Annotated in this window: 12 protein-coding genes; 9 read left to right on the forward strand and 3 right to left on the reverse strand. The window is 53.3% G+C overall.

What is annotated here, in order from left to right; genetic code table 11:
- Positions 1-10: 10 nt before the first annotated feature.
- The 3 genes from AC27KL_RS25380 to AC27KL_RS25390 form a co-directional block, all read right to left on the reverse strand.
- Positions 11-907, reverse strand: a complete 897-nt coding sequence (locus tag AC27KL_RS25380) for a DUF4261 domain-containing protein (protein WP_487171538.1) — start codon at positions 905-907, stop codon at positions 11-13.
- Positions 908-1,200: 293 nt separating this feature from the next.
- A complete protein-coding gene (locus AC27KL_RS25385; RefSeq protein ID WP_036715711.1) occupies positions 1,201-2,052 on the reverse strand; it encodes a GRP family sugar transporter in 852 nt (283 codons plus the stop codon).
- 15 nt (positions 2,053-2,067) lie between these two features.
- A complete protein-coding gene (locus tag AC27KL_RS25390) occupies positions 2,068-3,033 on the reverse strand; it encodes a metallophosphoesterase family protein (RefSeq protein ID WP_487171539.1) in 966 nt (321 codons plus the stop codon).
- Positions 3,034-3,335: 302 nt separating this feature from the next.
- Between AC27KL_RS25390 and AC27KL_RS25395 the strand changes: the two genes are divergently transcribed.
- From AC27KL_RS25395 to AC27KL_RS25435, 9 genes are all read left to right on the forward strand, one after another.
- Positions 3,336-4,115, forward strand: a complete 780-nt coding sequence (locus AC27KL_RS25395; RefSeq protein WP_036715709.1) for a DeoR/GlpR family DNA-binding transcription regulator — start codon at positions 3,336-3,338, stop codon at positions 4,113-4,115.
- A gap of 452 nt (positions 4,116-4,567) precedes the next feature.
- The gene (gene mle, locus AC27KL_RS25400) at positions 4,568-5,404 is read left to right on the forward strand and encodes an alpha/beta fold macrolide esterase (protein ID WP_487171540.1); all 837 of its coding nucleotides are present in this window, start codon (positions 4,568-4,570) and stop codon (positions 5,402-5,404) included.
- Between the two features lie 170 nt (positions 5,405-5,574).
- Positions 5,575-6,006, forward strand: a complete 432-nt coding sequence (locus tag AC27KL_RS25405; RefSeq protein WP_036715011.1) for a MarR family winged helix-turn-helix transcriptional regulator — start codon at positions 5,575-5,577, stop codon at positions 6,004-6,006.
- Between the two features lie 52 nt (positions 6,007-6,058).
- Positions 6,059-6,619, forward strand: a complete 561-nt coding sequence (locus AC27KL_RS25410) for an NADPH-dependent FMN reductase (RefSeq protein WP_487171541.1) — start codon at positions 6,059-6,061, stop codon at positions 6,617-6,619.
- A 296-nt stretch (positions 6,620-6,915) separates the two neighbouring features.
- Positions 6,916-7,305, forward strand: a complete 390-nt coding sequence (locus AC27KL_RS25415) for a DUF5684 domain-containing protein (protein ID WP_487171542.1) — start codon at positions 6,916-6,918, stop codon at positions 7,303-7,305.
- Between the two features lie 483 nt (positions 7,306-7,788).
- Positions 7,789-8,055 (forward strand): CD3324 family protein, encoded by a 267-nt coding sequence (locus AC27KL_RS25420; RefSeq protein WP_339322419.1) that lies wholly within the window; start codon positions 7,789-7,791, stop codon positions 8,053-8,055.
- Between the two features lie 119 nt (positions 8,056-8,174).
- The gene (locus AC27KL_RS25425) at positions 8,175-8,717 is read left to right on the forward strand and encodes a GNAT family N-acetyltransferase (RefSeq protein WP_487171543.1); all 543 of its coding nucleotides are present in this window, start codon (positions 8,175-8,177) and stop codon (positions 8,715-8,717) included.
- Positions 8,718-8,910: 193 nt separating this feature from the next.
- On the forward strand, positions 8,911-10,653 hold the full coding sequence (locus AC27KL_RS25430; RefSeq protein ID WP_487171544.1) for a methyl-accepting chemotaxis protein: 1,743 nt from the start codon (positions 8,911-8,913) through the stop codon (positions 10,651-10,653).
- A gap of 216 nt (positions 10,654-10,869) precedes the next feature.
- Positions 10,870-11,523, forward strand: a complete 654-nt coding sequence (locus tag AC27KL_RS25435) for a carboxylesterase family protein (RefSeq protein ID WP_487171545.1) — start codon at positions 10,870-10,872, stop codon at positions 11,521-11,523.
- The last annotated feature ends 222 nt before the right edge of the window (positions 11,524-11,745 follow it).

The following is an 11,745-nucleotide window of genomic DNA, read 5'->3' on the forward strand; positions in this document are numbered from 1 at the left end:
GCGCGGTTCCTTATTCGGTTGGTGCCGCGCCTTGCCTTCCCGCGTAATGCGGCTCGCCCGGATTCAGGTCAATGACGACGCGGTGCGGGGCGGCCAGCGCGTATTGGTGCTCGCAGCGCCAGCGCATGTCCTCGGTGAACCCGATTGTTTCCCCGTCGCTGATGACGTCTCCCTGGTTAAACAGGTAATAGCCGATGTTCATCAAAATCCCGGCGACTTCATCGGGGTTCAGGTCGTAAAAATGGCACTGCACGTCCGGTATGCCGAGCGCCGCCAGCCCGACGGTATCCATCAAGGCTTCATGCCGCCCGCTTCCCGAACCTTCCACGTTGTAAAAACGGACGTTCATCGCACCGTACAAGCCTTCCCCCTCTTCAATGGAGGCCAGATACGCACGGGGTTCGACCAGCTTATCGCTTGCCCGGAAATAGACCGCGTCGCATGGAGCGGTTTCGAGCACCGCCCGCAGCGCTCCGGTAAACAGCTCAAGCCGGGATTTCGGCTCCAAGCCGGATGCCATCATGTCGACGAGCAGCAGCGAGTGCTTGCATTCCTGCACCGTTGGTTCCGCTTCATGCCAATGCCAGGCCTGCTGGACCGCCGCGGCGTAATCGGCAGCCGGACGGCTTTCGATCTCCATCAGGCTCGTTTGGGCGGGCATTTCTCCTTCCGCATAGGGAACCATGTAGTTCAAATGGAAAAAGTGAAGGTGTTCCTTCTCGGCTGTTTCATTGGCCTCCCATACGGCCAGCCCCGCCTGTTTTTCCGATTCCGGGCGGTCCAATTTCCCGGTATGCCGTTCCATGTTGGCATAAAGCAGGTCCCGATCGAGCTTCGGCTGCTCCTTATACATGAGTTCAACCGAATACACCCGCGCAAACCCGAAGTCTTGCTCTTGTTGAAGCATTTCTTTAGTGTCCAGTGTTCTCTCCCCCATTCCTGCGTTAAACGTCAGCTTGAAAGATTCCGATCATTCAAATGCATCATCTTTCCCCAACCCATGACGTTTAAGCTTCGCCCATTAAACCTGAATATCCGGTATATCCAATTCCGTGTTAGCTGACATCAGGCGACAAGCAATAAGCTTATCATACTATGTATCCTTAAGACGGTTCCATAGTACCATGTGCCCATAGCGAAACGATGTTCGGCCATGAAACGCATAAACCGCCTCCCGTGACGGGAAGCGGTTGTTCTTGTTCACCCAAGCATGCCCACCAGCAAAATGCCGCAAAAAACGACGATCGACGTGGCAATCCGTTTTAGTCCTTGCTGCTCCTTCAAAATCAGGATGCCGAGGAAGGTCGCGAAGACGGTGCCGATCTCCCGCAGCGGACTGATATGCGCCATCGGCGCCTGCTGCATCGCAAATAGGAAAAGCAGGTACGAGCCGGGGTTCAGAATAGCGCCGAGCAAAATCGTGGAACGGTTCTTGCGCCATTCCTGCCGGAGCTGGCGGGAGGCCAGGACGAGCGGCGTGAGCCCCAGGACGAAGCCGATATTGGTCGCTTCGGACAAAGCCAGCGGGGACAGGTTCTCCAGGTTCAATTTATCCACGAACACGTAGCTGGTCGTACACAAGCCGACGCACAGCGCGAGGGCAAAAGGTTTTAAGCCGTGCGGCCGGGCTTCGGCGCGTTTGCCGCCGAGTCCGCTGAGCAGGAAAAAGCCGCCGAGCATGCAGACGATACCGATCCAACCGTACACCGAAAGCGATTCATGGAGAAAAAGGACGCCGATGATCGGAATCAGCAGCGTGCTTGTGCCCCGCATAATCGGATAGATTTGGGACAAATCGCCAAGCTCGTAGGTTTTGGATAACAGCCAGGAATACAGGGCTTGCAGTGCAACGGATAGCAGCAGCAGGCCGTAACCGCCCCAAGTCAGCGGATTCCGCCACAGCTCGGCGACCAAAACCGGGAGCAAAATGACGGAGGGGATCATCATGATCGACCAAAGGAAAACGCCTTTGTTCAGGCTCCGTTTCGTAAACATGCTCCACACGGCATGGGCCATGCCGGAAGCGAGAACGAGCAAAATCGAAAATACCATGGATGATAAGACCCCTTATGCTTTAATTTGTTCCTGATCCGGATGGTGGACCGGCTGCTCGGCGACGACCGATCCGTCGTCGAGGCGGAGCCACGTGGCAAAATCCGATTCTCCGGCCGTCAGGCGGATCACGCGCGCGCCGCGCGGGAAACCTTCCCTGCCGTAGGTGTTGTATCCGCTCGCCCGTCCGTAACAAAGGCGAATGCCATGCAGCGTGCCGTTATAATCGTTGACGTGGTCATGGCCGCAAAACGTTCCGATGACGTCGCCCATTTCAAGAAAAGCCGTAAACAATCCCGAATTGACGGGAGCGCAGCAGACCGGCTCGTATTTATGCCCGTAACACGTCTGCGTGTCCCACACTTCCTGGTATTCCGGAACCGGGATGTGGAAGAAGGCGAGCGCGGGCACTTTGCCTGCCTTTGCCTCAGGATTCAGCCGCCGGGATTCCTGTACCAGCCAGTTGATCTGGTCCCGTCTCACCCAATTGTAGTAAGGAACGTGCGGCAGGGGGGAAACATCGCCGGAATCGAGGAAATAAAGGTTAGCCGCCGGTTTTCCGTGCGCATCCAGCAGTTCGACGGTATAGTTGCCTTCGCCGGCAATCTCTTTCGGACCGGCCTCCGCGACGGAATGCTTATGCTGCATGGCAAGCCGAATCAGCTCTTCCCGGGTAATGCGTTGTTCGGTGTCATGATTGCCGAAAACGACGGCCCACGGGATGCCCCGCTCTTCCACGGCGCTGACGGCTTCCCGGAAAGCCTGCTCCGGGTTTTCGCATTCGGTATATCCGGGAGAAACGGGGCCGGTATAGATGACATCGCCGGTAAAGACGACGAGATCCGGCTTTTCAGCGTCCAACGTCAGCTCCATGAGGGCACGGGTGCGGTGATCCTCGGGTTCCCCGTTTTTCCAATGAAGATCCGTGAATTGAACGATCGTAAAGGTTCCGTCCGGCCGGAAGGATAATTGGCGGCTCATCGATTTGTTTCCTCCTTGTAAAAAATACGCATTGTATTGTTGTTGTTTTATGCGTAAATCTGTTGTTTTCGTGTTGATTGTATGCCTCGCGTAAAATGTTGTCAATTCTTTTTTTCATTGTACGGCATTTTCCATAAAAATAGGGGAGTTCGTGGTTCGGAAAACCGTGGAACTTTTCCCCGCTCTTGCAGACCAAGGTTCTTTTGTCGTTTGACAACGTTCGAGCGGACCGAATAAACTGAGGAAAACAACATCAAAACACATAAAAGCAATTGGGATTGCTCTGGTAAGGAGGAACGGATATGTCCCTAACCTATGAGGAGCGGCGCGAAACCATTCTTGCCGAGCTTGGCGCAAAAGGCAAAGTTCAGGTGCATGCGCTTGCCGGCATATTCAACGTTTCCACCGAAACGATCCGGCGCGACCTGGACCGGCTGGAAAAGGAAGGACGGCTGCGGAAAGTGTACGGGGGAGCGGTTCAAACCCGTTCGGAACGGATCGAACCGACGTATCTTAAAAGATCCCAGATGCACAGCAGCGAAAAACGCGCGATCGGAAAGCTTGCGGCTTCTTTGGTGGGAGAAGGGGAGACCGTTCTGCTCGACAACGGAACGACGACGATCGAAATCATGCGGGAGCTGAAGGACCGGGCCGACGTCACCGTCATTACGAGCTCGGTCACGATATTGACCTGTGCGCTGGACGGGTTCCAAGGGAAAGTCATTTTTGCCGGCGGCGAGGTGAACATGGGCTGCCAAGCGTCGACGGGGGCCATTGCCCACCAGCTGCTGGATCAATTTAAAGTGAATAAAGCCTTCATATCGGCCGGCGGCATTTCGCTGGCGGACGGCATCACCGAATACAACTTGGAAGAAGCGTTGTTGTCGCGCAAAATGATGCAGCGGACCGAAGAGGCCATTTTGGTGGCGGATCATTCCAAATTCGGGGTGACGACCTTTGCGCAAATTGCCCCGATCGAGCAATTTTCGATGATCGTTACGGACCCCGGCTGCTCCCGGGAATGGATCGATGCGCTGAACAAGCTCGATATCGAAGTGTTGATCAGCGGCAACGGCAGCTAGGGAAACGGATTTTCAGGAAATGATTGTATTTCATCCACGATTATGTTAGGATAAAGGCAATTCAAACGAACGGAGGGATACGTGTGTTGATTTTTTTTCCGGTTTCACTTTAAGCGAATAAGTATCTGCTTGAAGTCTGTGCTTTTTGGCGCAGTCATCGGAAAAGGATCAACATGCGAAAGGCCGGGTCTTGGACGACCGGATCTATTTCGACGGGCAAGGATGGGTTATAACGAATATCCTGTTTATTATGGGTATAAGGAATGAGGAACCGAGCGTTTAACGTCCTCTATACCGAGCGTGCTTCTTGCGCATGAACAGGCAATGTTTGTTTATGCCTTTGGAAGTGCCCGGATCCCGTGTTTCATTCCGTTTTCCGATGACTGCAAACCGACACAGGCGAAAGCCTGTGTTTTTTATTTCGTTCAAATACGGAAACGGAGGAATATGAAATGACGGAACGATTAATACAGACGCGCGGCGTCGACATTTGCACGGAAAGCTTCGGAAACCCGAAAGACCCTGCCGTGCTGTTGATTATGGGAGCTACCGTATCGATGATTTGGTGGGAGGATGCGTTTTGCCGAAACATCGCGGATCAAGGGAGGTTCGTCATCCGCTACGACAACCGGGACACGGGCCGCTCGGTGACCTATGAGCCGGGAAATCCCGGGTATACGTTCGAGGATCTGGCAGACGATGCGATGGGAGTCCTGGATGCGTACGGCATCGAAAAAGCCCACATCGTCGGCATGTCGATGGGCGGCCTGCTGACGCAAATCATTGCGCTGCGGCATCGGGAGCGGGTGCTTAGCGTGACGCTGCTGGCGACATCCAATTTCGCGCCGGGGCTGCCTCCGATGGAGGAGAAGGTGGAGCGGTTTTTCGCCGAGCAAGGAAACGTCGATTGGTCCGACGCGCAAGCGGCCGCCGCTTTTTCCCTGGCAAGATGGAGGGTGCTCAGCGGTCCCGGCCGAGTGCTCGACGAACAAAAAATAGCGTTTTTATCGGAATTGGAAGTGAAACGCGCCGTCAACCCGGCAAGCATGTCGAACCATGCATTTGTGACCGGCGGGGAAACGTACCTGCAAAGAACGCAGGAAATCGATGCGCCTGCGCTCGTCATCCATGGCACGGACGATCCGATCATTCCGTATGCCCACGGGGTGCATTTATCCGAAACGATCCCGAATGCGAAGCTGCTGACGCTTACCGGTGCCGGGCATGAGCTTCACCCCGACGATTGGGACGCCATGATTCAGGCGATCGTTCACCATACGTCCGGTTAACGGACCATCTGCAGACGGCCTTACCTTAGACGAACCCTCTCGGAATGAAAATCCCCTTGCGAGCGAACAATGTAGCAGGGGGATTTTTGCGTGATGAATTTGACAAGACCGGCCAATCATAGGATAATTGATTAGTCAACTGTTGCTATATCAACTAATGAGGTGATTCGGTGGGTTCCCACGTGTTCGACAACATCGGGGTTTTGATTCATACCGTGGATTTGGAAATCTCCCAATATTTAAAAAAACAGCTGGCACCTTACCGGCTGGCGCCGGAACAGTATCTGGTCCTTGCGCTTCTTCGGGAGGAGGAAGGGCTGTCCCAGAACCAAATCGCCGAACAGCTTGGGAAGGACAAATCCGGGATCGCCCGGATGATTGCCAGTCTTGAAAACAAAGGATTTATTCGCAGGAGCGGCGGTTCCCAGGACCGGAGATCGGTTGAAGTCTACCTGACGGACCAAGGCAGGGAGCTTGGCCAAACGCTCGAATCCATCCATATCGCGGCGCGGGAGATATTAAGCAAAGGGTTGACGGAAGAGGAAACCTCGGAGCTCAGGCGGCTGCTCGGAATTGTGCGCAACAACGTGCGGCGGGTATAGCGGCCCGGGCTTGTGAAGCATACTAACGACACACAAATTGGAGGAATGAAGCATGAAAGTGATCGCGCTCGTAGGCAGCATCCGCAAGGACTCGTACAACCGTAAGCTTGCAGAGTATGTAAAAAACACATTCAAGGAACAAATGGACGTTGAAATTTTGAACCTCCGCGACATTCCTTTTTATGACCAGGATATCGAAAACGATCCGCCTGCTCCCGTTCAAGAACTGAGACAAAAAGTGGCCGCTGCCGACGCGGTTCTGTGGGTAACCCCGGAATACAACTACTCCATCCCGGGCGTGCTGAAAAACGTCATCGACTGGCTTTCCCGCGGCGACCGCGCTCTGAACGGCAAACCATCCTTCATCATGGGCGCTTCGATGGGGCTGCTCGGCACGGTTCGCGCGCAGCAGCATTTGCGTGATATTTTGTTTTCGCCGGGCGTCAACTCGCCTTTGCTCCCGGGCAACGAAGTGTATGTGGGCGTCGTGCACGAGAAAATGGACGATAACGGAAACCTCAAAGACGAAGCGACCGTTATTTTCATCGAATCCGTCATCAACAATTTCGTGAAGTGGTTTGAGCGGCAGGCTGCGGCCGCAGCTTCGAAATAATCGTTTTGCGATTCAAAAAAATAAGGAAAAAGACCCTCTGCGGCAAAACCGCCGGGGGTCTTTTTGACGTTTCCGCAAATTTTGGGGCATAAAAGCGGCGCCTGCAAATATGGTATTAAAGGTTAGGCAGAAAAAGACATCAGTCCCGGGAAGTATTTTTATGTCGAAATTGAGGATTTTTTAGAAGGATTTTCAAAATGAATCGCGAATTAGGAGAGGTGCATTTTTAACTAAGGATTTCGGCAAATCCTGAACTTGGAAATTTTATATATTTATTTAGGGGGTATTTTTAGTACATGGCAGCTTTTATGGTCTTGATTTATTTGGTAATTTATTTTGCCGTTTGCGGTGCATTCTTTCAGCTCGCGAAAAAGGCCGGAAGGGACGACATCGCCTGGTTTGCGTTCATTCCGATTTTAAACAGCATCTTGCAATTGAAGCTGATCAAGCAAAGCGCTTGGTGGGTTTTGATCCTGCTGGTGCCGATTGCGAACGTCGTGTTTGCGATCATCTGGCAGGTCAAGCTGCTTAACGCCTTCGGCAAAAACGGGGCTTATGTGCTGTTCGCCATTTTCCTGGCGCCGGTATACTTGATCCTGTGGATGGTTTGGGGCTACTCCAGCAGCACCGTTTATTATCTGAATAACACGCCTCCGGCGCACAACGGACCAACGGCTTCTTTCTAAGGGGATAACAACTAAAACGAAGTAAGAACAGGGCCGCGGGAGGCCGAACATGAATCCCTGCACATGCATGCGCTGCAGCGGAAGCGCGGACGGATTCATTCCGCCAGAGCCTTGGTTCTGAGCGGATTTCTCCCGAATGAACAAGAGTTAAGAATGCACCGTATTCACGGCCGCTTCCAGCGATGGAGGCGGTTTTTTCTGTTCTGCGGCATCTGCTTGGCGGTTTGAAAAACTGGCTCCCTTTCGAATCATGTAGTATATTGAAATCAAATCGGGAAACCGGAGGGAAACAGCATGGCATTTGCGAACAGTTTCAGGGAAGGCTCCGCGCAAAGTTCGTATGGCAGGATACGGCGGCGGTGATTTGCAGCGGAGCGTCATCGGTTCAAAACCGCCCATTTTTTTGCATTAGGCTTAGAAGCCGTAGGTCATAGGGACTTTGCTGCTTATATCGAATTTGGATATAAAAGGAGCAGAGGCAACGTGAAATATATCAATGCCGAATCGGTTTTTCCCCGACGGTTGCTGGAAGAACTGCAGCAATATGTCCAAGGCGGCTGGGTGTACGTCCCGACCTTGAAACATTCGCGCACCGCGTGGGGAGAACGGAGCGGAAGCAGGGAAGCCTTGCGGAGGAGAAACGCCGAAATGAAGTCCCGGTTCTCCGGAGGGGAATCCATTGAACGGCTGTCATCCGAATACGGATTGGCCTACGACACGGTGAAAAAAATCGTATATTCCAAAATGTAACGTCACGGCCCGCCGACTTGTCCGCGGGTCTTTTTGTGCCGAAAACGAATTGCAGTGTTCTCGGTCTATTTTTTTTCGTCCTTCGCCCGTAAAATGGGCTTCATAAAGGAGGGGCCGCGATGAACGTGACCGTGGAGTTATGCGCTCCGGAAAACAAAGGAATCATTTATAATCTATATCCGCTATACTTGCATGATTTGGCCGAAATCCGGCAGGAGCTGCCGAATGCGTTCGGCGTTTTTGAAGATACCGATGAATACCGAACGCTGCAGTCGCAGCAGCCGCTTTTTGATATTTGGTGGCAAAAGGAGCACGTCCTGTTTCCGTTTCTGATCCGTGCGGACGGCTTGCCGGCCGGGTTCGGGCTCGTCGCCACGCCTCCCTATCTGGTGGACGACAGCGAATTCATGCTCAATGAATTTTTTATCCTGAGGCCGTTTCGCAATCAGGGAGTGGGAGAACGGGCGGCGGCAGCCATGTTCGACCGTTTTGCCGGTCAATGGATGCTGTTTACGACGGAGGGGGAATGCAATCTTCATACCCAGCATTTTTGGAGAAAGGCGCTGGGAAAGTACACTTCTGGCAATTTTGTCGAAACGGACGAGATTTTGCCGCATTACGGCAGCGTTAAGACCTTCCGTTTTCGCAGCAGAGGAAAATAAATAAAAAAAATTAGATCTTTTTGCCCATTTGGGAAAAATTGCCCTTCATATATGCCCACCAAAATGACGATATAACAATCATCACAGTGCTGGTTGCTCAGACGACGCAATTTTGTGTAGAGACGATCGAGAACAGAATGGCGCGCCCTGAAAGACGGCAATGAAACTTCAAACATTAGGTGGGGTTGTGTACATGAAAAGAAGAAGCAGTCTCGTGTTCAAATCGATCATTGTCCTGTCGGTACTATTTTTTCTTATGGAAAGCATTCTTTCGACATTAAACAATTTTCGACTCCGCGACGAGCAAATGACCGGCCTGAACAATATTCAGTGGACGTTGAAAAACGTGATCGCCGAGGAAATTCCGTACATTGAAAAAGCCAAAACGCTTCTCGGTTCCGACGAGTTGATGAAGGACGAGCACATCCTGCTGATGCAGAAGCAGCTGGACAGCATGAAAAACAACGAAAAAGTGACGAACAGCTACATTTATATGCCGGACGTGGAAGCAGCGGGAGACACCGGCAAAATGACGCTTATTCTGGGCAACAGCGAAATGTATCAAAAGGGACTCCGGCCCGGTAGCGTCTATGAAGCCAAAGGGGAATTCAAAGAGACCCTGGATGAAATGAACAAAAAAGGCTTTGCGATTTCGGACGTTTATACGGACGAGTTGGGCGAATGGGTCAGCATCATCAGCGAAATTAAAGATGCCAGCGGGAAGAGAGTCGCCGTCTTCGGCGTCGACTTCGATTATGACGTGATTGCGAAAATGGAGCGCGACCGGACGATCCAAACGACGGTAATCGGTACGGCGCTTGCCGCTGTGTTCATCGTAATCGTGATCTTTATGGTTAGGGCAATACTGCGCCCGATCTCCCAGCTGTCCAAGCTCAGCATTCAGGCGGCGGAAGGCGACTTAACCGTCGTGGCCAACGTTAAGAGCAAAGACGAAGTCGGCGTGCTGGCGGCCAATTTCAATACGATGATCGGCAATATCCGCCATTTGATCGAAAACGTGCAGCAGACGTCCGAAAAGGTCACGCAGTCGTCCAAAGCGCTGTCCGCAAGCGCGGAACAGACCTCCAAAGCGACGGAGGAAATCACCCGCGCGATTCAAGAGGTTGCCCAGGGCTCCGAAACGCAAATGCAGTCCGCGCTCGAAAGCCAGATTGCGATGGAAGAGATGGCGGTCGGCATTCAGCGCATTGCGGAATACTCCTCGCGCCTGTCCGAGCATGCCCAGGAGGTCGCGCAAAACGCCGAGGCAGGCAACCATGTCGTGCGGCAGTCGGTTGACGAGATGCAAAGCATTAAAACGTCCGTGGCGGACACGATGACCATTCTGAAGGAATTGGAACAGCGCTCCCTTGAAATCGAAGAGATCGTCTCCATCATTTCGAACATTGCCGGCCAGACGAATCTGCTTGCGCTGAACGCCTCGATCGAGGCAGCCAGAGTCGGCGAACACGGCAAGGGCTTTGCGGTCGTCGCCCAGGAAGTCCGGAAGCTCGCCGAGCTGTCGGGATCGTCTTCCGAGCAGATTTCCGGCATGTTGAGCGAGATTAGCGCGTATATCAGCCGGGCTTCCGCGGCCATGAATGCGAGCATCGGTCAGGTCGAGCAGGGCTCGCAGTCGGTGCAAAAAGCAGGAGAGGCGTTTGGCGGGATCGTCGTTTCCCTGCAGAACGTCACCGAGCAGGTGCACGAGGTGTCCGCTTCCGCCCAGGAAATGTCCGCGGGCAGCGAGCAGGTGGCCGCATCGCTTGAAGAGCTGGCCCGGATCGGGAAAAACGCCTCGGGTCATTCGCAAAGCGTGGCCGCTTCGTCCGAGGAGCAGATGGCCTCGATGCAGGAAATCGCAGGTTCGGCCGCGATGCTGCAGGGCATGGCGGACGATCTGGAAAAAGAGGTTCGCGTATTTAAATTGAAATAACGATGGGAAAAGGGTCCTCTTTCGGGAGGGTCCTTTTTGCTGTTCGAGTTCAGCGGCGGCTGCGGCCGAAGCGTAACATTTGACGTTTCCGCCATAAGACGGTAAAAGCAGGAGATCGGCCGGAGATTGGCGTATCATTATTTAGAAGAGACAGATTTGAGTTTGCCCGGACCCGACAAGGGGTCCGAATTTTGGCATTGAAAGCGGGGAACCAAAGTGAGCCAACAAGCCTGCAACATGGAAAAAGAAATCACAAAGAAGGTCACCTTGAACTATTTGCTGCATGTACCGCAAGAGTATGATCCGAACGCGGACCGAAAGTGGCCCGTCATCCTGTTTCTTCATGGCGCCGGAGAACGCGGCAGCGACATCGAGAAGGTCAAAGTCCACGGCATTCCTCACATTGCGGAACAGGATCCGTCCTTTCCGTTTATCGCCATCTCCCCCCAATGCCCGGAAAATTCCGATTGGGCGCGGGAAAAGGATGCCGTCATCGCCGCGCTGGACGAAGTGATGGCTGCTTACAACACGGATGCCTCCCGCGTATATTTAACGGGGTTAAGCATGGGCGGTTACGGCACTTGGCTGCTGTCCGCGGATCTTCCGGAACGGTTTGCGGCAGCCGCTCCGATTTGCGGCGGCGGCAGCTGGATGGATGCGTTCCGGCTGACGGACATGCCGATTTGGGCTTTCCACGGGGCGAAAGACGACGTGGTGCCGTTATCGGAATCGGAGAACATGGTCCAGGCGGTTCAAAATGCCGGCGGCAGCCCGAAACTGACCGTGTATCCGGAAGCCAACCATGATTCATGGACAAAAACCTACGACAATCCCGAACTTTATGAATGGTTTTTGAAGCATTCGCGGTAATATAAGGAACGGGCCCTGATTCTGGCCTCTCGGCACGTTTGGGCTCGTTCGAAGATTCGCAAGCCATCCGTGAGGCGCTTGGAATTTCGAAGCAAGAAAGGCCGCGGCACTTTTGAATTTGCATTTCCGTATGAGAACCCTGCCGTCCACAAGGCGTGCAAAGGGTTCTCTTTTTTATGAGAGCGGCATGCGAAGGCTTACGGTTTTAAGGCGGAATCGGAT

Source organism: Paenibacillus sp. YAE3, from assembly GCF_057546105.1.